We start from the raw sequence: 24223 nt of genomic DNA, 5'->3' as shown, positions 1-24223 counted from the left end.
AATTTTAATCGACCCTGAAAGGACAAAGATCATGAAAGAACTAAATGCAATCCAAATGAACGCAATCAATGGCGCTGGTGGCTCTGTATACGGCAAAGTAACCAACGACGGCTGGGAAATCGGCTTCAAGTACGAATTTTAATCGACCCTGAAAGGACAAAGATCATGAAAGAACTAAATGCAATCCAAATGAACGCAATCAATGGCGCTGGTGGCTCTGTATACGGCAAAGTAACCAACGACGGCTGGGAAATCGGCTTCGAAATCAAGTTTTAATAAACACTAAAGGATAAAGATCATGAAAGAACTAAACGCAATCCAAATGAACGCAATCAATGGCGCTGGTGGCTCTGTATACGGCAAAGTAACCAAAGACGGCTGGGAAATCGGCTTCAAGTACGAATTTTAAGAGCTGTGAATATGATCCAAATAAAAACAGAGCATATGCATCTTGTCTCCGGCGGACTTGGCTGGGATGAGTTTGGCAACTGGGTTGATTGCCTGGGCCAAGTGATCAGAAAGTAAAATCTAATTTGGCGGAATTTGATTTTAATCTGAATCTGCGAGAAAAGACGTAAATAAGGAGTGGTATTCACTCCTTTCTTTTTTCAACCACTCAACCAATCAGCCAGTCAGCCAATCAACCAATCAACCAGCCAGTCAACCAATCAGCCAGTCAACCAATCAGCCAGTCAACCAATCAGCCAGTCAACCAATCAGCCAGTCAACCAGTCAACCAGTCAGCCAGTCAACCAATCAACCAATCAACCAATCAACCAATCAACCAATCAACCAATCAACCAATCAACCAATCAACCAATCAACCAATCAACCAATCAACCAATCAACCAATCAACCAATCAACCAATCAACCAACCAATCAACCAATCAACCAACCAATCAACCAATCAACCAATCAACCAATCAACCAATCAACCAATCAACCAATCAACCAATCAACCAATCAACCAATCAACCAGTCAACCAGTCAACCAGTCAACCAGTCAACCAGTCAACCAATCAACCAATCAACCAATCAACCAGTCAGCCAGTCAGCCAATCAGCCAGTCAACCAGTCAACCAGTCAGGTAGGACGAGCAATGTATTCCTTTTCCTGAGAACGTTGTCACAACATTGAGCAACCTTGGTGTTTAGGCTGTAACGTGAGTTGTGTTTGTCACACTGAGATTCAGGTTATTGCAAACGGCTGCCTACTTCCTGACAAGCGAATTCTACATGACCTGGTGGTCAGCAAAGAATCAATTGTGGCGATCCTCACAGGATAGTTATTATTGCTGTACTGGCTCATCACTATTGTAGGTATAGTTCTGATTATGAAAGATATTTTATGTTTTTTGCGCTTTTGACTTGATGTTTTTGGGTTGCTAATTTGAATGAGTGATCAGGGGGAAGTGCTGCACATAACCCACTGTGACCAGTGTAAAACAGATCAATAAAAGGTATTGGTATGAACTTAAAAATTAGTAAAAAAGCAATTAAGAACCTGTCTCTCACCGAAGCGGCACATGTGGCTGGTGCAGGAAGATCTCAGGCGGCTGATGTGATTGATGACTCATGTCAGAGTGTTTGCTCTATGCAAGCGTAACACTTCGCTCTATGTGTTGTGGCTATAAATTAAAAGTATTGGAGTTAGATATGTTTACTATTGAAAACGCGCACCTGGTATCTGGCGGTCGTGCGGAAGGAGGGTGTATCCCTCCACATTTAGACAAGCTGATTAATCGTTAATTCAGCATATTGCCCTGATTAAATCCTAAAAGGAGATTGTATGTTTAGTTTAAAAAAGAAAGTAATTAAAAAGCTTGTTGCTAAAGAATTCGCCCAATCAGCGACGAAAGACGTTGCGGGTGGTCATGATTTTCAGCCAAGTGCATTCCGTGGCTGCCAATCAAACGAAACTCGTGAACAGTTCATAAACTAACAGGAGACTATGATGAAACTGAAAAAAGTAAATCTGAAAGTACTGAATAGTGACGCTACTTTGGTGAAAGTCGCAGGTGGTTGTCCACATACTGTCCATGGCTGCGGCGATGTAGACAGAACCATCCCTGTTTTGAATGAAATTCACTAATCCCTGGCCAATTGGAGCGTCTGAAATGAAGCTAAAAGTAACAAAAATCAAAAACCTGAGTGCAAGTAAGTCATTTCCAGTTGATGCAACGCCCGCTGTTGGTGGGGGTTATCATTCATCTTGCGGTGTTGACTGCGGTTGCGGCGATCTGGGTGGTGATCAACCGGTAATTCGGATACCAATGTAAAGGGTGCTTTTTGAGCGCCGAATAGAAAGTTTAAGGATTAAATATGTACGAATTACACAAGCAAAGTGCGTCAGTAACGCAAGTTTCTGGCGGTGCAGAGCATCATAACCCGTATATTCCGTGTCAGGTAAAAGACTGGTAATCTGGAGCGACAGATATGTTCGAATTAAAAGATACAGCACTGCTGGCAATTAGCGGTGGCCGGGAAGCAGATCATGACTGCACCCGGCCAATTCGTGTAACGCTGTAATTGGTACTGAGCGCCCCAGGGCCATAGTACTGACTAGGCTAACAACGCCACATCAGTGTGAGACGATGACTAGAAATATGAAGAACTTAAATACAGCTGAAATATCTATGGTGAGTGGGGCTTCACATCCTGCCGACACAGAAGTTGAATTGCTGATTGAAACTATAAAAAACTGGTTCTGAGGAACCTGAGAGAGGCCAAAATGATGACATTAACACACTCTGATATTGAACAAGTAGTAGGTGGTATCGTGGAAGGTGGTTGTGTGGATGTATTTGATCCCACTAAGCGCCGCCAGCACTAATTTCACATTTTAAGTTGTCGACAAAGCGACCTTTTTTGGCGGAAAGTCGCCTTTGTTTGTAATGTGAGAATGCTGAATAAATAAGGAGTCTGATTGACTCCTTTTTTTTGCCTGGTCATAACACCGGTATCCGCTGCTCTTATACTTATTTGCACAATTCATGCACCAATCCAGAGTTGACGAAATCTCCAATACAGTACTGCACATCTGCCCTGGTATGGCTGAGCTGTCTTCAAATATACAGGAGACGCAATAAGGTGAGCATATATCTGATGTACCAGCCCGAACAGAGATATTTTTAACACAGTAAGTGACTGCTTGAACTGCTCTGGCAGGGGAGCAGTATGCTTTAGTTCTGTGCCTGTCGACATAAAAAGCTACCTCTATATATACCTGCCTCTTACTTTCCCGTTACAGCTTTTTCAGGCGTCCCTTTCTGACAATGAGCCAGAGTATTACGCTGCAGGAAGCGAAAGTGCATTAAGCCCGGTTAGCTGGCATCACCTGAGGGTATCTGTCAGGGCAAAGGCATATGGTATTGCGTGCCCCATGACTGAAATCCGGAAGCTCGCATATATAGAGCTGATAGTTCGGTTATTGATAGAAAATAGATTGGTTTAACTCATTGATATTAATGGTTAAGTGTTTGTTTTTCCTGTTTTGACAATGGTGCTGTCGTCACCCATTATGGCCTCAAGCGCTTAGGTGGATTAAGTGCTGATAACAACTTTTTGGAGATGAATATGTTTACTATGTTGGATAAAAAGCAAGCAACTCAGGTGTCTGGTGGTGATACAACACATAAGATGCTGGAAGAGATGGAAAGAAAGAAAAATAGCAACTAACCGGTTGCTAACCAGACCCAGGAACCACAGCGAATGACATATAAATGGTCGATAGCGAGTTGTTTGTATTGTTTTATGAAATTTCACTGATTCTTTGGGTCGACTTTTAGAGTCGTATTTCGAGAGAAGGCACTCTAAGCACTAGATGGTCACTGGGTGCTGAAATGAAAGTGATTTTGCGATGGATTGCAGCTGAGTAGATTTAAAGGAAGGTGGATTTTATAAATGTACCACCTTTCTATACACCTAAATAAATTTTTTAGAATTCTTATTGTCAATACTGTTTTAACTTTAATTTTCAAGGTTTTGTGAATTTTTGTTATGCATAGATAGGTTGCCATGATGAACAACATCGCGGGTTTTCTGGCTGATGGCCATACAAAACCGTGGCTAGAATTTTAAGTAATGAACTTTATGGTTCTGAATGTAATGTCTTTTATAAATTGGCATTGTGTTTCTTTGCGCTCCCTGCGCATTTTTATTTGTATGAGGTGAAATATGTATTTAACCAAAGAAGAACTAAAAGCTGTCACTGGTGGCATCAATAATCAGAATAAAGATCTTTCAAAAATTGAGTGTGATCTTTAAACCTAAACAAGGAGAATAACATGCAAGTCATTGAAAAAAATAACGTACAGTTGGCATTGGTTTCTGGCGGTATCGATGAGGGCGGGTGTATCCTTTTCCCTCCTCAGGACAAAAAATTTAACTAAGTGTCGACAAGCGGCGCAATAAGCAGCTGTTGAAACAAGCCGTGCAGAGACTCTGTGCGGCTTTTTTATGTCATGCACTGGCCCGAACACCACTTGTAATATGTGATCATTTGCAGCTCAGACTGCTGTGAGGCCAGTATCGAGATGCAAAGGTTTGATTTATTCGATACCTTCTTAAACTTGCCCGTTCAATACCGACTCAACACAAGCACTGTACCTGCTACAAGTCATGACAAAGCCCGTCATATGTTCCCGCAGAATTTTGAGCTGTCAGGCTGCCTGTGTTCTTTTCACCATTACCTCTTTTGAGTGCGCCAGAAATAATTGATCAGTCAAGCTGACCACGAATTTCTACCAGGTACATTTTCTTATCCGGCAATACCCCGTCTGCTACTGGTTTTCAGATTGTGAGCCTGGGTTGTTATTCAGTGCTGTTTGCAACGTCTGCCCTCGTTTTGGAAATAATCAGCGGCCAGCGCGGGTGTTCAGGGTGTGCAATACACACATGAAAATCTCCAATATTGGGACCTGCGCATTTTTGTCATATGAATATTTTTATAACAACTCAGGTATTCATATTTAGCACATAATTAAGGTATACCTGAGGATAATGGTTCTGCTTAAGTCTTTGTATTTTATATTTATGTTTGTGTTTTTATAATTTTGATTTATTAAATTCTCGATGCCATGATGCTCACCGTCAAAGCGATGCAACGCACGACACTAAACAGTAATCGGAATTGAAAATTGAACAATTTAAAAAATTAGCCAGGCATTCATACGAACACGATTTCGCAGATGCCTGATTATTTGGAGGCACAAAATGGCGAAAACAAAATTTTATACAGACAAAGAGTTAGCTTACTTACTAAACCAACAACTCATTGGTGATTGCCTGGATGATTATTTTCAGCCTGATGGTCTGGATTGTTCACTGATCAATGTTGCAGACGCCGAACTAAATATCGGTGATGAGCAACCTATTAATTTTTATCGTATGTAAATTTGGAGAGCACCTGAGATGGCATTTATCGTACTTGGACAACAGCAGGATGAACACGCGCAGTATATGCTTGAGAAGCTGAAAATGCGTGGCCTTGATGCTTATCTACTGTCTACGCACGACTTCCCGCGCAAGGTTCAGTTTAGTTATGAACCCAATGAGGAGCTCGGAAGCTTAACCCTTGCATGCGGTAAAAAACTGACTTTAGATGAAATACAAGCGGTGTTTTGGCGTGGCTTTTCAGGTGTATCGGATGAGTCGACCCGAGAAAATTACATGAGTGCGGAGAGTATTGCTGCTCAAGATGCGATGGCGTGTTTGAGAACCTGGTTTTTTCTTGATAACGACACCATCTGGTTAAACAGCTGGGAAGCATTTCAGCATCATAAAGAGAAGCCGTTTCAGTTAACTAAAGTAAAACGTCTGGGTGTACGCATTCCTCAGACCTATGTCGGTAACAATTTGGCGGACATAAAAACCGCGTTCAGTGTGCTTAAGCAATCTATTTTTAAGCCGGTGTTTGGGGGCGCACATACTGAGTTGCTGACGGAGGCACACCTGGAGTCGGAACGTGTGACTGCGGCGTTGGCCAAGTCGCCTATCACCGTTCAGGAGTTTATTGCCGGCACCAATATCCGCAGTTACGTCATAGGGGATAAAGTGATCTCGGTCGAGCTGAAAAGTGATCGGGCAGACTTCCGAGAAGATGACAACATGACGCTCCTCGCGATAGAAACACCGGCAGAGATCATTGAGCAATCGAGGCAGATTGCGCGAACCCTGCATTTGAACTGGACGGCCATTGACTGGCGAAGAAATGAGCGTGGAGAGTACTACTTTTTAGAAGCAAACCCTTCTCCGATGTTTATTGGGTTTGAGAAACGCTCAGGGATCTCTATTACAGACCACTTAGTCGACTACATGTTAGGAAAAGGCTGAGTAATTGACACTTAACAGAGGAATAAGCAATGAAAGAACTAACTCAGATAGAATTCAGCGCCGTGGTTGGCGGTGTGAATACGACGTCTCCTGACCAACCTTGGGTTGACGTCATTGATGCGATTCTTGAATTTTTTGAATAAATTTATATAGGTACCTTCATCAGTCATCTTGGCAGAGACAGTGAAGGAAACCATGCATGTTGCAAGCAATTAAATAAGGAAGCGTTATGCACCCTTTTTCATTAGATAAATCACACAAACAACGCGTAGCGGGCGGACATACTCCCATCTCTGATCTGCTGGAAGAAGATGGCGGGCCAATTGATATCACTCAGGCTATTCCTGAAGACGGACTAGACCCTGCGCCTATCTTTCTATAATGCTAGCGCGATCAGGCTGAATACCGGGCTTTGGTTTTCTTGGCGGAGTAACCGAGCCTGTAATAATACAATTTAACTCACTATGTAACAGTAATAAGGAAAAAATATGCACCCTTTTTCATTAGATAAAGCACAAAAACAAAATGTCACTGGCGGAAATGCTTTTATTTCAGATCTGCTTGAAGAAAACGGCGGTCCAATTTATGTGACTCAGGCTATCCCTGAAGACGGCTACGATCCAACGCTTATCACTATATAATACGCCTTAACGGCAAGACGTTTACAGAGAGTGGAGCTGTCCCGAAACACTTGGCGGAGTTATCGGAAACATAAGCCTTACTCTCGCTTTTTAACCATGTTAGAAGATTAATAAGGAAAAAACATATGCACCCTTTTTCACTAGATAAAGCACAAAAACAAAATGTCACTGGCGGAAATGCTTTTATTTCAGATCTGCTTGTAGAAAATGGCGGTCCAATTTATGTGACTCAGGCCATCCCGGAAGACGGCTACGACCCAACGCTTATCACTTTGTAATACGCCTTAACGGCAAGACGTTTATAGAGAGTGAAGTTGTCCCGAAGCACTTGGCGGAGTTATCGGGAAAATATGCCTTACTCTCGCTTTAACCATGTTAGAAGATTAATAAGGAAAAAACATATGCACCCTTTTTCACTCAATAAAGCACAGCAAGAAAATGTGACAGGTGGTCTGAAAGAAGATCCGATGACTGAATTCATGTGCGAAAACGGTGGACCTATCCGAGTCACTATGGCGATCCCTGAAGATGGCAACGACCCTTTACCACCTATTTACCCTGTAAAAGACATCATGTAAGAAGGAGTGAACATTATGCATCCATTTTCATTGAAAAAAGAGCAGGAACAAGCAGTAACCGGTGGGCTGAACAAGCGTCCAATTTACATCACTCAGGCGACTCATGAAGACGGTGGCCCGATTTACGTGACCATGGCCATTCCTGAAGATGGCGATGATCCATTACCACTAGAACTTTTCTAATTGTTTGGAGAGTTGAAAGCTGTCGGGCGTGCAACGCTATTTACTGACATAGACTTCCCATGCCAGGTGCCCTCAGGCACCTGATACTAACATGATCGACAGCCGTATCAGGCTTGGCGGAGCCAATTGCGCAAGTCGTTACTTAACGAGAAATAAATAAGGAAACTATTATGCATCCATTTTCATTAAAGAAAGAACAAGAGCAAGCAGTAACTGGCGGGCTAATCAATCGCCCAATTGATATTACTCAGGCGATTTATGAAGACGGTGGTCCGATTTACGTGACTATGGCCATTCCGGAAGATGGTAACGATCCGTTACCGTCGCTTGAAATGTAATTCAAGCTGAATTGCGAAGGGCATTTATATGCTCCACAGCACTAGGTGTCATAAATCTAGTGCTGTAAATCAGAAGAATATTAAAGGAAATCAGTATGAAAGAATTAAATACATCTGAAGAGTTAGCGTCAGCCACTGGTGGTTTTGTTATGGGCATTGGCCTGGGCGATCCTAATGACCCGACTCGTACTATTTGCTAACGAGTTGTGTCTCTTAGTTTTACTTGTTGTTCATGGCTGAATGTGCATTCAGCCCTTTTTCTTTTCTGCGCTAAACCATAACGGTTTATCAGTTTGAAATTCGGGTTTTTATATTGCTAGTAAGGGCATGGTTTAAGCAAAGTAATGCCTAATGAATTATTGCCTGAAATGCGCTTCTATTGTTAATTATGCTGTGTTGATTATTTACATCAAGTCAGCGCTGAACCTTATTTGGGGTCATTTGCCATCTGAGAAATTTTTAGCTATGTTATTATTAATCAGTGGTTTGAACCTTATGCCAAGGGGCGATGGGGAAAATTCTTTACCTTTAATATTACTAAATTGTTTTGTTTTTGTGATTTACTATATATTATCGTTCAAGATGATACGAAAGAGTCACTTGGGTTGAAAAATTGTGACTTGTTCTGATTTATTAACTTGCCATTCGCTATTGCCCCAATCCGAATGAAGCCCGGGGATGACGTGAAAGGATATGGGATCATGAGTCACCATGAATGAAGTAAGATTTTCAAGGCAGGTCAAGGAGGTGAGGTTTGGAGCCTGGATACTAGATCCAAAGCGCCAGAGTATATGTGATGGAGAGGTTGAGCGAGAGCTTGAACCCCTGTTATTTCGACTGCTTTGCTACCTTATCATCAACAATGAGCAGATCATCACTCGGCAAAATCTGGTAGAGGATGTCTGGTCGCAGCATTATGTTGATGACAACGCGATCAATCGCGCGATGTCAGAACTGAGAAAGATCCTGAAATCGGAAAGGCAGAAAGGAACAATCGTAAAGACCCACTATCGTAAAGGGTATAGCTTCTTTCTTGAACCAGAAATCGTTTACTATGAGCATGTTGAAAAACCGCCGTCGTCCTACGTTCATGGCAACACTGACTCAGAAAAGCCGGCTTTGCCTGGGGAGGCTGAGCTTGTTACCCAGGCTCATGTAACAGCCGATAATCATCGCAAAAGCGCGCTACGGTGGCGTTATGTGTTGCTGCCTGTGCTTCTAATTTTGCTTCCGGTGACTTGGTTTATCATGCCAACAGGGCTGTTTTCAGGAGATCAAGAGACCCATTCACTCACCCGCAGCGACATAGAAGAAAGTGTTCTTTCCTGGCTACCGGGTCGTTATGCCACACTCAACCTGTCACCAAATAAGCAGCACGTTGCATTTTCCTTCATCCAAAATGAGAACAAAAACTATGCACTGGTGGTTAAGTCGCTAGAAAACGGACATGAGAAACGCATTGGTAACCCTGGTGTGAATTATTTTCCAGTGGGATGGTCGGTTGATTCCAGCTTTATTTATTATCGGGCTGTGAGTGAAGATCAGTGTCAGGTTTGGCAACTCAGTGCAGATTTTATTACCAGCAATCGACATGTTTTTGATTGTACGCTGCACTATACAACGGGTGGTGGCGTGGCGGCAGGCCGCTTTGTGTATTCAAAAAGTGGCTATCGTAACCGCGATGAGTTATCTGTATTAACAAGCCGCGATCTGAGCACGGGTGATGAATTCCAAATTACCTCACCCAATCTGAACTCTTATGGCGATCGCTTTTTAACTTACGTGGCTCAGAAGCAGGTGATCCTGTTTGAACGCAGGCAATATGAATCCAATGAGCTGTATATGACCGATCTGGACGGTGGCAATCAGGTCAAGTTGTTTGAGTCGGCGAACCGGATTTGGGCTGTGAACTATGATGCGGAACATGATCTGGTAAGCTGGTTTGATAATACTGCAAATCAGCTATATCGCTTTTCTTTGGCGCAGCAACGGCTGCATAGTGTTAAGCAACTTCAAACTGAACAACAATATGCAAGCTCTCAGATACTGGATAGCAATACGTTATTGATGGTGAGTTATCCCTTTCAGGCGGACGTATTCTTGTTAGATCAGCAGACGCTCGGGCTGACAGAACTCATTGCGAGCCCTTTGGAGGACACATCCGCCACTGAAGTGGGTGACGAGTTTTTATTCCTAACGCGTCAGGGCAATCAGCGCATTGTGAGAAAGCAGCTCGCAGATGGTCAAATTGTGCCGCTGACGTTGCCACAAGACAGCTACACTGCGTTGCGTTATAACGCTGCCAGTGACCATCTATTACTCCAGTACAAAGACAAAATTGACATATATAAGCGCTCGGATATGACGCTGGCTGACAGTATCAATGCACAGGGGGTTGTGGTAGCAGCCGAGTTTATCGGACCCCATGAGCTAGGCTATGTGGTTGTGGATGACCACAAAGTGAAAAGCCGGGTATTTAGCTATTCTCTGACAGATAAAAAGGTGACGCCACTGCCCACGTCGGATTCGTTGTGGATAGGGCGCCTCGATGACGAGCACCTGGTATCTTTGTCTTCCAGTGATAAAGTCGTGCTATACAACATTCAGTCGGGCGAGATAACCCGAACCATTGATTTACCCCAGGTGAAATATAAGCATACGCTCGCCATCGGCGAAGGGAATATCTACCATTCTGATGGTGAAACCATCTACAAACTTGACTTTAGTGCGCCGTCAGTGATTTCTGAGTTCTATCACATAGATACGTCGAAATATGTGATCAGCAATATGAAGTACTCTCAAAAACGCGGAGGGTTAATTTTAGACCTGGTTGAAGTCGTGGAAAACCAGCTGATAAAAGTCACGTTAAAAGAAACTGAGTCACTCTAACAGAGTGACTCAGCACCAACAGGTGTGATCCTTGGCATAACGAATGAACTCAGGCGTAGCTGGGGGTAAGTCTCCGGTTGGAGCGGCGTCGCATGTTGTTCTGCTGTCAAATGCTATCTGCCCACATGAATTCACGCCAGTTTGTGAGAGTAAACCTGCCACTCACTACAGTAATAAATGTATATTGCGCTTTTTCTTCACGATCAGCCCGCCACTTTCATCGTGCGATCTTCGCTGTCTCTGCATCGCATCCAGTAAAACGCAAAAGGTGTGAAATGATTCATCACTTTATGGGCTTGTGGCGATGTTGCTGTGGTTTGGATATTTCCCGCTTTGCACTTTAAACAGGCTGAGGCACTGCCTGTGTACACCGTTTTTTGGCTTTTTTTGTCGAAAATGGAATTATTCGGCAATCGCAGCAATTCTTACACGGCATTATTCGTATATATAACATTGACCTACGAGCTTTCGCTGGAGGTAAGATAAGATTTGATAATTACCGAATTTGTGATGGCTTGGCTAAGGTAGTTAGTAACGAAACAACATGGTTTCAATCGCACAACTAACCCAATTAGCAGGAGCGTCAGGATGATTACATTAAAAACAAAAAAACTAAAAACATTGTCAAAAAAAGAAATCTTGGGCAGTAAAGAAACACGCGTCATTGCAGGTGGTACTAACACTGAAACTTTTACCGGATCAGTCGATCCTAAGCTGGACGCTTAATACGTAAAACCTTTGCATCACTTTGAGCGATCCGCTGCTGTCCACCTAGCCGTAAACAGTCACTAAAGTCGCCATACTCTGCTGTCGTGATGCCTGAACTCAAGGAAAAAACATTGCTGAACATAACTTTTCCCATGCTGGCTGCGGGTGCGCTTGCAGGACAGTTAACACTGCAAGAGCCCAGTAGTGAGTTTTACTACTCCAGAGATACTGTCACTGTGCTGGCTGCACCGTTGGTGACGAATGGAACCTGGATAGACAAGGGCTCGGTACTACTGACCATCCAACCAGAACACGGTGATGAACGCCATTCTCTGGTATCTAAATCGGATGGGTATGTCGATTATGTCAGTGATAAATTGTCACCCGGTTATCGAGTGACTGCCGGTGAAATGTTATTCATTATTCGCTCAGCGCGTATATTGGCCAAACATGAGTTGACCGGGCAAATCTCCGTACAGGAGATCAACCAGCAACAGACCGTGTGGTTGTGCGATCAGGCTAAGGTATGGCCTATGCGTGTTGATGAAGTGACACAAAGTAGTCTGCTGGTTTCAACGCACGTGCGAGCCGGTGACTATGCAGACCTAAAATCAATCAGTCAGAAGCCGCAACTCTCTTTATACAAAGAACGCCATGCCTGTTTGGCTGATAGTATAAAACTGGCGTCAGACATACATTCTGTTGACTGAGTTGGCTAGCAAAGTGGCAGCCCAGTCTCTTCATTGTTCTCGCCTGCTTCACCTGGCGGCTTAATTTGCCACGATTCTTTTTTCGGCTGACGACAAGCCGGTTTACCACTCAGCCTCAGCTGACAGGCATGGTCTCCTACCCCATATCAGGTGCAAAGCATAGGCACTAAACACAGGTGTAATTGCACTGTCTTCCCATTACTGCGACATAGTGCGCACATTCAATGCTGTTTAGCCTTGTCCAAACTAAGATTTGCAAGTGATAACGCTATTAAGTGGTGGGCGTCGTCTCGATACGTGCATTGGCGTTAACGCTTCATCCTATCATCCGGTTCTACATTGCGGGTGTCTAACCGATTTATATCAATCATATCGCCATTAGGGCGGCAAAAGCGTATATCCGGATAATGCGAATCCAGAACCAATAAGCCTGTTTAGCTGCCATTGTCAGGATCTGTAAGGGCTTGCTATGACGAGCGTGGTTAGTAGACACATTGTTTGTCGGCCAGACTAAATTTGGACCGGTATTGTGGAGTAGCTGTCAGCAACGCAGACACCTTGTATGTGCCTCCATGCCTATGTTATGCGTCACTCAGTCAGAACATCTGGGGAGTATAAAATGGCTGAGAAATACGGGGTGAAAGAGACTTCAATATAGACTCTTATCAATACATACAGAGTTCGTTTTATTCATAATAAAAATTTATAAGTGGTTGAAATTAAAATTAATGTTGTCGTTTTTGTGATTTTGACCAAGTCCGTTGAGTGGCGCAGTATAGAGACTAGATTGATTTGACAACACCAACTAGCAATTACTTGATCCGTAAGGAGCAGCCAATGAAAGCACAACTCGAACATTATGCGCATGACCTGTTTGCCAGCAACCATGTACTGAAGTCGTCTATTGAGCAGTTTGAGGCGATAGAACAAGGTGAACAATTGTCTGGTGCATTGCAGGAAATAGCCTCACAGTCAGGGTATGAATGCCTGGCTTTTGTTGATTTTATGCCTATGTCTACCACTGTGTACGATATGAACTTATATGGCCATTACCACAATACACTAGAAAGTCATCTGGACACGCCTCAGATGTATAACCATTTTAAGTCGGGTATACGTATTGCTGCTATGTCGAATTTACTGACTCATGCGGATGAACTTGATCATCTTTACGCATTGCCTTTGCGGGGGGTATCGGGGATCGTGGGGGGGCTGGTGTTTAATATTCCTGAAGACGTTGCGCAGCAAAACAGCATTGAATCCATAGACTGGTATTGGACGCTGTTGTCACCTTACCTGCTCAACGCTGCTTTGCGCTGCCGTACTGTCAGACTCTCAATCACCAAGCGAGAGCGAGACTGTCTGTTGTGGGCTTCAGAAGGCAAAACGTCCTGGGAGATCAGCCAAATCCTGGGTATTACAGAGCGCACGGTGAATTTCCATCTGACGAACTGTATAGAAAAAACCCAAAGTGCCAATCGCCAACAAGCAATTGTTAAGTGTATTATCAATAACTTAATCTAGTTTTGCGCATAAGTTTTGCGAATGCAAGCCTGGTGCTGAAAACGACAAAGACGATGGAGATAACCATGTTCGGGTTTGGAAATAAAAAATTAAGTAAAGAAATCATTTGGGGGGTAGGATCTTCAGAACACCAATCAGGTGGCCTGCTCCCTACAGAGACCAAACGGGATTTGTTTGATCTGTAAGTATGCACTGCCGTGGATATGTGCTTTTAGCGCATGGTCGCAGGGGGTGGTGTACTGATCCCCCATTGACAAACCATCTGCGGATCTGCATTGCCATTTGTATACGATGACGAGACAGCGCGATCTCCTATTTTAAACACGGGGAGCTTCACCTTCACTCCTCACTTTCCCGCTATTAATGTCTGGCGCCCAAAGGTCAGCTCCATATCACCTGCATGTGCATTCTGTGCTAAGCGACTAACCTCAGCAGTATCATAAGCCATCGGTACTCAATCATGTTCAGATATAACCCCTTCCGTACTGGCTGCATCGGTATGGTTTATCATGCTTTTGACACCTATTAAAGCGTGAGTGATACGCTGTGCGATAGTAACGAGGCTGCTCCTGTGCAAGCGACGATCAAATCACGGGTCACAGACCTGAAGGACATTTGTTTAAACGGCTGTCGTGTCAATCTGGCTGGCGTTGACTGCGTTTTATGTTTCGATACGGCATTTGCCCCTATTTGAGTGGGATATGGTGTGAAAGGCCGCTAAATCTGTTTGCATCAATATCTGGTCAGCTCGAAGAACTCGGCCAGCTCAATGGGGCTAAACACTGTTTACTCTATCCCTGTGTGTTAGGCTGAAGCTCACACCATGTTGTTTATCACCTGTGCAGATATAGGCAGCCTCGCTGCACGCACAGGCGCTGTTGTTATCGAGCATGCTTCACCATAAGGCTGAGTACTTTCTTACGCCGATACGCAGAGATCTTGACCGGTGCATGAAAAAAGGGGCCACATTGCTGTGAACCCCTTTACAATCATGATTTGGTTGGCTGAGCGCTTTATTCGTACCGCAGCGCTGCAGAGGGTTTGGTACTGGCTGTTTTAAAGACCTGTGTGGCAACGGTCAGCCAGGTGATAGTGCCGACCAGGGCGGCTGCGACCAGATAAATGGCATAGGGATGTGCAACACGTTCATTAAAGTTCGTGAGCCAGTCACTGACCAGCCAATAAGCCACAGGAAACGCGATGACCGCACTGCCTAGCACTAACTTAATATACTCCATAGCCAATAAGTTGATCAGCTGAGGACGTGTAGCGCCTAATACCTTGCGGATGGCCACCTCTTTACTGCGACGCTGGGCACTGAAAGAAGATAAACCAAAAATGCCTATGACAGTCAGGACAATGGCCAGCGCGGTGAAGGTGAAGATCACCTTAGAAGCCTGCTGATCTCCCTGATAAAGCAGCTGATAGCGCTTGGAGATTGACTCAACATCTGCACCGACTACACCGAGATGCTTTTGCAGTACCTGCTGAACTTCCTGACGCAATGGGGCCAGGTCGGTTCGGGTATGCGCCAGCAAAAGGTTAGCCTGCGACATGCGGCTGTAGCCACATATAAAGAACAGCGCAGACGATGCATCGCGAGAGGAGCCAATTTTAATGTCTTCCACAATCCCGACGACTTTAGCACGGATACTCTGACCCTCTTGATTGCCTATCACCACGCGCCAGGTCTGGCCGATGATGCTGTCCATGTCGACCTGATTGGCCTGCATAGCAATCTCACGACTGATAATGATACTGGCACTGGGCTGTGATTCATCGCCTTGTTGATACCAGTCACTACTAAACTGGCGACTGAAGTCCCGACCGTGTAACAAGGTGAGGCCCTGATTTTCGACCGTCTGATAGCCGGTGCCAATAAAAGGGATCGGCATATTAGCGGGATCGGCACCTGGCCAGATTAATCGCGCCGAGGTATTGGTGCTGCTGGTCAGTGCAGTATCACTGATGCCAACACTGGTGACACCGTCCAGGCGTTGCAGTGCATCGGTCAATGCTGAGCGACGGCTAAATACCTCGGCAGCATTCAGGTCGCGGATCTCAAGACGGTTTTCTTTGGCATAGCCAGTGTCGAGTGTGGTGAGAAAGACCAGTTGCTGATAAAGCACATAGGTTGCGATGATCAGGGTAATAGATAGTGCGGCTTGTGCAACCAGTAAGGACTTACGCACCCAAATGGCTGTGGCGCCACGTTGCAGATCGCCACTAAGCACGCGTTTTGCGTCAAACGAGGCGATAAACAGGGCCGGGTATAAACCCGCAATAACACCCACCGTCACTATGGTTGCGCTAAACAGCGCAATAAAGGGGAGGGTAAAGGTCAGTGACAAAGACTTATCAACCAGCTGATTAAACCAGGGCAGTGCGAGTTCGACAAATACCAGGGCCAGTAAACCGGCGATCAAGGTGATCAGCACCGATTCCAGCAAGAATTGCAGCATCAGCTGAAAACGCGAGGCACCCAGTGCTTTTTTGACACCCACTTCTTTGGCGCGTTGTGCCGCCTTCGCTGTGCTCATATTAATAAAGTTAAAGCTGGCAACCAGGATCAGCAAGATACTCAGGCCAATGCTGATATGGACATTATCGGCAGAGCCATTGGCTTTGAATTCAAACCGGGAGTGGCCATACAGGTGGATATCCAGCAGTGGCAACAGTGTCACCTGCACCATGTTTTTACCCTTGTATACCATCTCGTTGTATTGCTCAGTGAGCACTTGTTCGAGTTGTGTACGCGGCAGCTGTGCAGAGTCATCAAACCGGGTGCGCAGATAGACATAGGCATCATTGCTTTGCAATGCAGGCTGCCCAGCCTGAGATGGGGTCATGGCGGCAAGGCCATTAAAATCAAAGTGAGTATTGTCTGGCAAGTCAGCAAAGACAGCAACCACACTCCAGGTAATATCACCTTGCACGAGTGTCTGACCAACCACATCGCTCTGGCCAAACAGGCGGATCGCTTGGCTTCGCGACAGGGCGAGCTTGGCCGGTTGTGTCAACGCCGGTGCGAGTTCGCCATGCAGTATATGCAAAGAGATAAACTGAGTCAGGTTGTCTGTGGCAGCAAACACCTTGTCTAGTTTCTGCTGTTGGCCGCGGATCAGAATATCACTGCCATGCCGCTGGCTCAGATTAAGCAAGTAGAATGCGGCTTCAATATCATTAAGTTTGGTAAATTCCTCAGCCATTAGCGGGCTAGACACAGGCGCATCAAGGCCCATAGAGGGCCAGCTTTGCTCTAGTCTGAAAACATGACTGGCATTAGGCTGGTGGTCATCATAGCTGAGTTCAAACTGGCTATAGAGTGCGATTAATAACGCCGCGCCCAGTCCGATGGCCAGCCCGGTGACGTTAAGCAGCAGATGAAACTTCTGCCGTAAGAAGGCCCTCAGTGCGCCCATCAGATAGAGTTCAAGCATACGCTGCCTCCGGCACGCTTTGTTGAGCCGCCGGGCGCTCATGCGAGATTATTTCACCATCCAGCAGCCGGACGGTTTTGTTGCCGTACAAGGCATCTTGTTCCGAGTGTGTGACCATTACTATGGTGGTGCCGTCTCGATTAAGCTGCTGCAAAAGCTGCATCACTTCTTCGCCATTTTGTGAATCGAGATTACCTGTCGGTTCATCGGCGAGGATCAGGCTTGGGTTACACACTAAAGCGCGTGCGATGGCGACACGTTGCTGCTGACCACCCGACAGTTGTTGAGGAAGGTGACCGGCACGGTGGGCCAGGTTGACGCGGGTCAACATGGCCTGTACTTTTTCCTGGCGTTGTTTTTTAGCCACTTTTTGATAGATCAAAGGCAGCTCAACATTTTGCGCCACGGTCAGGTCATCAATTAAGTTGAAGCTCTGAAATATAAAGCCCAGCTGACGCTTTCTTAGCTCTGCCAGCTGTTGTTCGCTGTAGTGCTCAATGGCCTGATCAGCAAATCGATAGGAGCCGCTGGTGGGGCTGTCTAGCATACCTAAAATAGAGAGTAAGGTTGATTTTCCGCAACCCGAAGGTCCCATGATGGCAAGAAAATCGCCTTGCTCCACATGCAGGTCGATGTTGTGTAGCGCCGTGGTTTCGACCTCTGAGGTGCGAAATACCCGGTTAATTTGTTCTAGTTTTATCATGATTGTTCTCGGTTTTTTTGAGGTGTTAGTTCAGCATTAAAGTGTCGGCGTTATTGAACGCGCTGTAGCTGGACGTGATGACCACATCCCCTGCGTTCAGGCCATTTAATACTTCGAAATAGTCGTTGTTCTTTTTACCCAGGCGGATCGACTTTCTGACGGCTCTATTGCTTTCTTTATCAAGCACAAATACCCAGTTTCCGCCGCTTGAAGAGAAGAATGCGCCACGGCGTAACATCAAAGTGCTGGCTTGCGCATCACCTAAGTGCAACTCCAGATCAACGCTCTGGCCGCGCTTGAGCTGGGTCAGCTCCGTGGGTAAGTCGAGTTCGACCTGAAACTTAGCGTCTTTCACCCGGCTGTCTATCTTGGTCACAGTCAGTGCAACAGGCTGACCATCAAACAAAGCAATGGCATTCATATCGACGGCGACCTGGTTGAGGTAGTACTCGTCAACTTCCGCAACCAGCTTGTACATATCAGGAATATCAATTTGGCCCAGGCGATCGCCTCGTGCTTTCGATTCGCCAATTTCCGCTGCCAGTTCACTCACATAGCCATCTGCCGGCGCACGAACGAGCAGGTCTTCGAGGTTTTTACGTGCAAAAGCCAGGTTTTTCTGCAGCATCTGGGCGCTGTCTTCAAGCTGCTCAATCTGGATATTGCGGATCTCATTTTCCGCTTTTTGGCGTTGCAGGGTGAGCTCTCGGCGCTGCTCGTAGTAGGTCAGGTCTTGCTCTAATGTGGCAATCTGATCTTTGGTGATTGCGCGGTGTGTTTGTAGTGCCAGCGCTTGGTCCAGTTTACGCTTCAGATGCTGGATTTGATGTTCAATTTCCAACAGATCACGACGCAGGTTCAGTTTGTTGTTTTCCATTGTCATCTGAGTATTACGTAAAAAGTTAAGTTGTTCTGTAACCTGGGCTTCTCTGCTGATCACATCGAGTTGCAAAGACATGTTAGACAGACGCACCAGAGGCTGGCCTTTGGTGACGTAGTCGCCGGGCTCCACATGTTTTTCCTCAACGCGACCACCCGATAGGGTATCGAGCAAAATGGCGCGTTTAGGGGCAATACTGGCTCTGAGTCTGATTTGCTCGGTAAAGGTGCCTCGGATCACTTCTGAGTGAACCAGGGTGCTTTGATCTATGGTCTGTGTCTGCCCCTGTGAGCGGCTGTCCTGATAGGCGTAGCTAATTGACAGTAAACTGCCACACAGGCCCGCCCAGATTAATGACTTCTTTAGTTTAGTGTTGCGTGAAGTAGTGATTTTCTTATCCATGGTCATGGGCTTTCCCCTTTGGAACCTAAAGTGAACTTTGTAGATTAAATATACTTGTCGGAAGGGGGCTTAGTTAGCTGTAAAATACAACAGGATCATGATGGTGCACGCAAAAAGGGCTACCCATCCATGGGCGGCCCGTGTCGGTGTTTGGTCTGTGAGGTAAGGCGTTAGACGAGCTTAACGTTTCCTTGCCCCTCTATATTTAAAAAGCGGTTAAACATATGGCTGAAGCGGTTTCCTTCGTGCATTATCATCAATAAAGCCGCATTTTGTGTGTAGTCATTAATGATCTGCAGAATATCGCCTTTGCTGGCATCATCGATGTTGGCTAATGGCTCATCAAGCAAGTAAACACTGGCTGTTTTTAGCAGGCAAATCGCTATCTGACACTTTTTCTTCTGTCCTTCAGACAGACGTTCAAAGGGTTTATCTAAACACTCCAGTATGCCAAGTTTTGCAATGAGCTCGTCTGCTTTTTGGCGCTCTCCGCCTTGTGCGATAATGCGGTCAATATTGTCCCCCACGGTGCCAGGTAGCAGACCAAAGGGGTATAACGAGGCGCTGATGTGTGACATCGCCGGTTTTGATATCTCACCCTGGTTCGGTGTGTAAAAGCCTGTCAACAAATGTGCCAGAGTACTTTTGCCAGCCCCGTTAGGACCACTGATCAACACGCGGTCGCATTTATCAACCGTCAGGCTGGTACTCTTTAAAATGGGCTTCGCCTGAAAATCGAAGTCAACATTGTTAAAGCTGATCGTGTCGCTGTCGGTTAGCTCAGTGTGCGCATCGGCATCTGTGGCCAGCGATTTAAATTCGTTATAACGGTCCAGTAATGCATCTAAGGTTGCCAGGCGAGGCACCAAGGCTGAGAGTTGCTCAACCGCATTGATGATCAGGCTGAAGGCGCGTGTCAGGGCAAATAAGGAACCTATGGTGATCACACCCAGAATGACCTGAAATCCCGCGACTATGATAACGGCTAACTCAGTATAAGAGAGAAAAACGGCACTGATTGACTGATACAGGGCACTGTAACGGGTATTCTTATACTGGGCATCTAGTGAGGCCTGCAAACCTGATTTAATGGTGCTTTGCGCTGTTTCATTCAGTGAAAACAGGCGTACATGCTTATAACTGTCGACAACGGTCGCCAAAATCGACTTAAACTGGGCTTCGGACTCCTGAAGTTGTTTGGTGCTGTCACTGATTTTGCCACTGAAGCGATTCGCAAGAAAATACAAGCAAGGCAAGATGATGGCCAGGGCGAGGGTGATCTCCCAGCTGATCCAGATGGCCACCGAAATGCCCGAAATACAGATAAAGACGCAGGTCGTAAATGCAACCAGAGTATCTATCATTTCTGAGAGCTTTTTCGGTTCATCATAGAGGCGTGAAATATAGTAACCACGACCATGATGGGTGATCTCCTGACAGTCATGCTGATAATAGCTGTTGGCCAGGTCGACCGACAATTGTTCCTGTAAGGTATTTTTAATTTTCTGTCTTGTCAGTGTGGTCCAGTAGATAAGCAGACGACCACCGGTGGCAACTGACGTCACAATGATGGCTAACCACATAAAGAAAGACTGATTGCCCTCATTAATGGCATCAATCAGCCATTTTAAGGCGAGCGGATCGACAACAGTAAAAAATACAGCCTGAATTGCAGTCAGTACCAGCAACAATGCCAGGCGAGACTTTTGCGGGGCCAGTAATTGCCCGGCGGTTTTTAAGTTCGATTTACTGATAGGCATAAAAACACTTCCTATATAGCCCCGGTTCACCGGGGACTGTGTGGGCAGTCTGATATTGCCTGACTGCCTCCCTTATTTCTTACAAATCATGCATGAAGCGATGACCACCAGTAGCAAGCCTGTGCAGCATCATACCGATGCCTGAAGAGCCAAACGCATAATCCACAGATAAACGTACAGAGTGACGGCTTGGGTATATTTCACCTTGCTGACGGTCGATGGAGAACAGCGTCAATCGTTCACTGATCTCGCAGGCAACCTGACGATAGTGTGTATTCTCGGTGATTTGATAAAGGTCGATGAAAAACTCAACGATGCCTGAGACGCCAATAAACTGGCCCTGGTCAACTGAGTAGCGAGAGTACGCAGACAATGCAATTGACTGAGCGAGTTCAAGATAGCTGGTATCACCTGTTTCCCGATAAAAGCGGATCACTACGGCACCAATTCCGGCTGCGCCATGCTCCCAGTAAGGCAGAACGGTTTTGCTGTCTACCGTTTTACCCCATTGATACTCGCCCTCTGCGGTGAGACCGGCCTGGATATCATGTGCCAGAGCCGCTTTGGCAAACTCCAGTGTGGTTGTGTTATGCGTCAGTTTGGCCAGGTAGAGCAGAAACAGGGCGACCCCGGCGCTGCCGTGTGCAAAGCCAACCGGTGTTTCCTCGTCCTCAGCAACGGGGAAGTAGCAACCGTGTTCGATATCACAAGCGCGCAGCCGAAGTTGCTGTGCAATGGACTCGGCATGCTCAAGGTATACCGCGTCGTGATAGCGGGTATACAGCTTCAGACACATATAGCCGACACCTGCCAGACCATGTGCAAAGCTAACTGCATCAAATTTTGCTATTGAGTCAATGGCATAGTTGGCCCAGCGTTTTGCCTGCACTTCTCGGTCGAGCTCGAGTTCTGCCAGTGCCATCCCGGCGTAGCCGACAAACAGGCCTGCGGTTGAGGTTTTAGTTTCAAAATCGGCGATTTTTTCCAGCAAATGTGACGGAATGTTATGGCCTGTTTTGGCCATAAACACGGCGGGTCCATAGTAACCATAGGTCAGTGCCAGAGGGTGGACATCAAATGCCGTATAATCGATGGGCATGAAATGAGGATCGATAGTCGTCTTGATTCCCTGTGAAATAAAGGCGGCGATTTTATTCACCCGGCGCGAAAAGTCCTCCGCATTTGCAACCGGGTGTTGGTCGTAATTGGGTAAGGCCGTAATAAAGTGCGCGCTGGCGTTCGCAATCTGTGGATTGGCGGTTTCGGCAAGCTTAATTAACGCGCTTTGTGCCTGTTCAGGTGCACCGTCGGCCAGCTTCTGAATGACTTCGATCAGGTAGGGGTTCAGGGCGCAATCGTTTTGTAGTTTGTGCAGCAGTTGCCACCGTTTTTCCGGGGCCAGGGAGAAAATATGCAGGGCCGGAAAAATCATGCTGTACAACGCCATTGCCAGAGCAAACCAGTCGCCTTTATAGGTTGCACCGGTGTCCATAAAGTCTTCGTTGCTAAACCCTGGGGTTGTCAGTAAAGCGCGTTGCATCTGCGCATTTTGCTCCGAGTGATAGGCGCCTTCGAAATCAATAAATCGGATTGTTTTGGCCTGTTCGTCAACCAAAATATTGTTTGGCGATACATCGCCCAAGACCACACCGCGTTGGTGCGCTTCTGTCACTGCTGCGATGGTTTCGCGGGCGATCCAGATGAAATGCTGTTGGAATCGCTCAGCACTGGCAACGTCTGCGACAAATGGCACCAAAGTGACTTCTTTTTTACCGCGATAATTGCGTAGCGGCGTGCCGTCAATGTATTCCTCAACTAAGAATGAATGTTCCCACTCGGTAAACCAGTCTATGGCAGTTGGAAAGTAGCGGCTACTGCTGAGGGTTTTGATCACGTTAAATTCGTTCTGCAGTACTTGATCGGCGTAAATCGCGCCCTGATCTGCTACGCTTGAGAAGTGCACGTAAGGCCGTGCTTCTTTGACTACAACAGTCTGTGCAGTTTTCAGATCTTTTGCTTTGTATACACCGCCACTATTAGAAAAAGACAGGGCTTCAAGTACTTCATATCTATCATTGAGGGGCGCGATGCTTTCATCCGTGCTGTTTGTCAGATCAAAGGGTTCCTGTACCCACTCTGGCAATGTATAAAAGGCTTCACGTTCATCTTTGATAAGCGTGCCATCTGGCTTTTTGATACAGGCAATCTGGCTGCCATCCGCTTTTTGTTGTGGCAATAATTTAAAGCCACCATAACGGTAGTACACGACTTTACTGTCTTTATAACGCTTATCTGACAGGATATAAGGGCCATTAAATGCTTTTGTTACTTCATAAATGGCTTGGATCAGTTGTTTAAATATGGACACACTGCGTGGGTAAATGGTGATGAGTTTTCCAGAGCTACCTCTGCCGGTGGCTTTGGAGGCCATTTGGTTGGCGATGTCCTGGCGGCAAATAACTTTAAATGATGTGTCGAACTCTATACATTGTTGCAGGGTTGCCCGAATGATAGACAGCGCATCTTCGGTGGAAGCTGAAACGTGAATTTTAAAGCCCTGCTCTGGCAGTTGGTGATAGCTGGGTGTTGCTGAGAGCCAAATACTATGATGCTTGGTTGACCAAGATTCAGGGACTATTGACGAGACTGCCTGCGCAATGGTTTCGTCTGGCTTCATGATTGAGGGTTGAGTAAAGTACTCATTATCACCCAACATATAAGAGTTATTATACATACCGACACCTGTTGTTATTTAAAGTTTTTTTGAATAGCAAGGAGCTGAGCAAACAGGTGGTGTGTACTCTTGGTCAAGCATTCCATTATTAACCTGACCCAGAGGCATCTGAAAAGAAATTATCTCCTTTCAGACTCAGTCACTGTTTTTCTCTCAGCCCAGCCATAAAGCACTTAAAGTGCTTTTTCCAGTCTGCTTCCACAGTGATTGGAAATGGTGCTCCACTCCTGGATCTCTGCGTTATCGTTACCTGATGTGATGCTTTGTAGTTTTAATACGTTGTTCATTTTTTATCTCCGATATAAATTGATAGTTGTCAGGCTTATTTAAGCGCTGAGCCGCCACAGTGGTTAGAAATAGTGCTCCACTCTTGGATTTCTGCACTGTCTTTGCCGGCTGC

The 24223-nt window shown here is 45.8% G+C and carries 23 protein-coding genes and 1 pseudogene; 18 read left to right on the top strand and 6 right to left on the bottom strand.

Going from position 1 to position 24223, the window contains the following annotated elements; genetic code table 11:
- Positions 1-585 precede the first annotated feature (585 nt).
- The 18 genes and pseudogenes from NH568_RS24290 to NH568_RS24135 form a co-directional block, all read left to right on the top strand.
- Positions 586-978 (top strand): annotated as a pseudogene (locus NH568_RS24290) (hypothetical protein); the annotation flags it as partial.
- Positions 860-1138: a PT domain-containing protein gene (locus NH568_RS23660; RefSeq protein ID WP_366042021.1), complete on the top strand. Its 279-nt coding sequence runs from the start codon at positions 860-862 to the stop codon at positions 1136-1138. The pseudogene NH568_RS24290 and the gene NH568_RS23660, both read left to right, overlap by 119 nt.
- 330 nt (positions 1139-1468) lie before the next feature.
- On the top strand, positions 1469-1606 hold the full coding sequence (locus NH568_RS23655) for a hypothetical protein (protein ID WP_171045375.1): 138 nt from the start codon (positions 1469-1471) through the stop codon (positions 1604-1606).
- Positions 1607-1789: 183 nt separating this feature from the next.
- Positions 1790-1942, top strand: a complete 153-nt coding sequence (locus NH568_RS23650) for a hypothetical protein (RefSeq protein WP_160317395.1) — start codon at positions 1790-1792, stop codon at positions 1940-1942.
- 9 nt (positions 1943-1951) lie between these two features.
- Entirely contained in the window at positions 1952-2092 is a 141-nt protein-coding gene (locus tag NH568_RS23645; protein ID WP_253111175.1) for a hypothetical protein, read from the top strand.
- Positions 2093-4176: 2084 nt separating this feature from the next.
- Positions 4177-4266 (top strand): bacteriocin, encoded by a 90-nt coding sequence (locus tag NH568_RS24285; protein WP_366042018.1) that lies wholly within the window; start codon positions 4177-4179, stop codon positions 4264-4266.
- 948 nt (positions 4267-5214) lie between these two features.
- The gene (locus NH568_RS23640; RefSeq protein WP_253111172.1) at positions 5215-5394 is read left to right on the top strand and encodes a hypothetical protein; all 180 of its coding nucleotides are present in this window, start codon (positions 5215-5217) and stop codon (positions 5392-5394) included.
- A gap of 18 nt (positions 5395-5412) precedes the next feature.
- A complete protein-coding gene (locus NH568_RS23635) occupies positions 5413-6333 on the top strand; it encodes a hypothetical protein (protein WP_253111169.1) in 921 nt (306 codons plus the stop codon).
- Positions 6334-6562: 229 nt separating this feature from the next.
- On the top strand, positions 6563-6715 hold the full coding sequence (locus NH568_RS23630) for a hypothetical protein (protein ID WP_253111167.1): 153 nt from the start codon (positions 6563-6565) through the stop codon (positions 6713-6715).
- 106 nt (positions 6716-6821) lie between these two features.
- Complete coding sequence (locus NH568_RS23625; RefSeq protein WP_253111165.1) at positions 6822-6974, top strand: hypothetical protein; 153 nt, start codon at positions 6822-6824, stop codon at positions 6972-6974.
- A gap of 125 nt (positions 6975-7099) precedes the next feature.
- Complete coding sequence (locus NH568_RS23620; protein ID WP_253111163.1) at positions 7100-7252, top strand: hypothetical protein; 153 nt, start codon at positions 7100-7102, stop codon at positions 7250-7252.
- A gap of 123 nt (positions 7253-7375) precedes the next feature.
- Entirely contained in the window at positions 7376-7552 is a 177-nt protein-coding gene (locus NH568_RS23615; RefSeq protein WP_253111161.1) for a hypothetical protein, read from the top strand.
- A 15-nt stretch (positions 7553-7567) separates the two neighbouring features.
- Positions 7568-7735, top strand: coding sequence for a hypothetical protein (locus NH568_RS23610; RefSeq protein WP_253111159.1), 168 nt, complete (start codon positions 7568-7570; stop codon positions 7733-7735).
- A 170-nt stretch (positions 7736-7905) separates the two neighbouring features.
- On the top strand, positions 7906-8073 hold the full coding sequence (locus NH568_RS23605; protein WP_253111157.1) for a hypothetical protein: 168 nt from the start codon (positions 7906-7908) through the stop codon (positions 8071-8073).
- A 711-nt stretch (positions 8074-8784) separates the two neighbouring features.
- Positions 8785-10962, top strand: coding sequence for a winged helix-turn-helix domain-containing protein (locus NH568_RS23600; protein WP_253111156.1), 2178 nt, complete (start codon positions 8785-8787; stop codon positions 10960-10962).
- A 588-nt stretch (positions 10963-11550) separates the two neighbouring features.
- Positions 11551-11688, top strand: coding sequence for a hypothetical protein (locus NH568_RS23595; RefSeq protein WP_253111154.1), 138 nt, complete (start codon positions 11551-11553; stop codon positions 11686-11688).
- 113 nt (positions 11689-11801) lie between these two features.
- Positions 11802-12380, top strand: a complete 579-nt coding sequence (locus NH568_RS23590) for a hypothetical protein (RefSeq protein WP_253111151.1) — start codon at positions 11802-11804, stop codon at positions 12378-12380.
- An 837-nt stretch (positions 12381-13217) separates the two neighbouring features.
- Positions 13218-13904, top strand: coding sequence for a helix-turn-helix transcriptional regulator (locus NH568_RS24135; RefSeq protein ID WP_290444447.1), 687 nt, complete (start codon positions 13218-13220; stop codon positions 13902-13904).
- Between the two features lie 1013 nt (positions 13905-14917).
- On the opposite strand, the gene NH568_RS23580 is transcribed toward NH568_RS24135, so the two are convergent.
- The 6 genes from NH568_RS23580 to NH568_RS23555 form a co-directional block, all read right to left on the bottom strand.
- Positions 14918-17344: an ABC transporter permease gene (locus NH568_RS23580; protein ID WP_253111148.1), complete on the bottom strand. Its 2427-nt coding sequence runs from the start codon at positions 17342-17344 to the stop codon at positions 14918-14920.
- Positions 17337-18047, bottom strand: coding sequence for an ABC transporter ATP-binding protein (locus tag NH568_RS23575; RefSeq protein WP_253111146.1), 711 nt, complete (start codon positions 18045-18047; stop codon positions 17337-17339). The genes NH568_RS23580 and NH568_RS23575 overlap by 8 nt, the downstream gene beginning before the upstream one ends.
- 25 nt (positions 18048-18072) lie before the next feature.
- The gene (locus NH568_RS23570; RefSeq protein WP_253111142.1) at positions 18073-19329 is read right to left on the bottom strand and encodes an efflux RND transporter periplasmic adaptor subunit; all 1257 of its coding nucleotides are present in this window, start codon (positions 19327-19329) and stop codon (positions 18073-18075) included.
- A 170-nt stretch (positions 19330-19499) separates the two neighbouring features.
- Entirely contained in the window at positions 19500-21089 is a 1590-nt protein-coding gene (locus NH568_RS23565; RefSeq protein ID WP_253111140.1) for an ABC transporter ATP-binding protein, read from the bottom strand.
- A 79-nt stretch (positions 21090-21168) separates the two neighbouring features.
- Positions 21169-23823 carry a class III lanthionine synthetase LanKC gene (gene lanKC / locus NH568_RS23560; protein ID WP_253111137.1) on the bottom strand — a complete coding sequence of 885 codons (2655 nt, stop codon included), beginning with the start codon at positions 23821-23823 and terminating at the stop codon, positions 21169-21171.
- A gap of 173 nt (positions 23824-23996) precedes the next feature.
- Positions 23997-24110, bottom strand: coding sequence for a class III lanthipeptide (locus NH568_RS23555; protein ID WP_253111126.1), 114 nt, complete (start codon positions 24108-24110; stop codon positions 23997-23999).
- Positions 24111-24223: the final 113 nt, after the last annotated feature.

Source organism: Pseudoalteromonas sp. XMcav2-N, assembly GCF_024124545.1.
Classification (GTDB): Bacteria; Pseudomonadota; Gammaproteobacteria; order Enterobacterales; family Alteromonadaceae; genus Pseudoalteromonas.
This window is presented reverse-complemented; position numbering and strand designations above follow the sequence as displayed.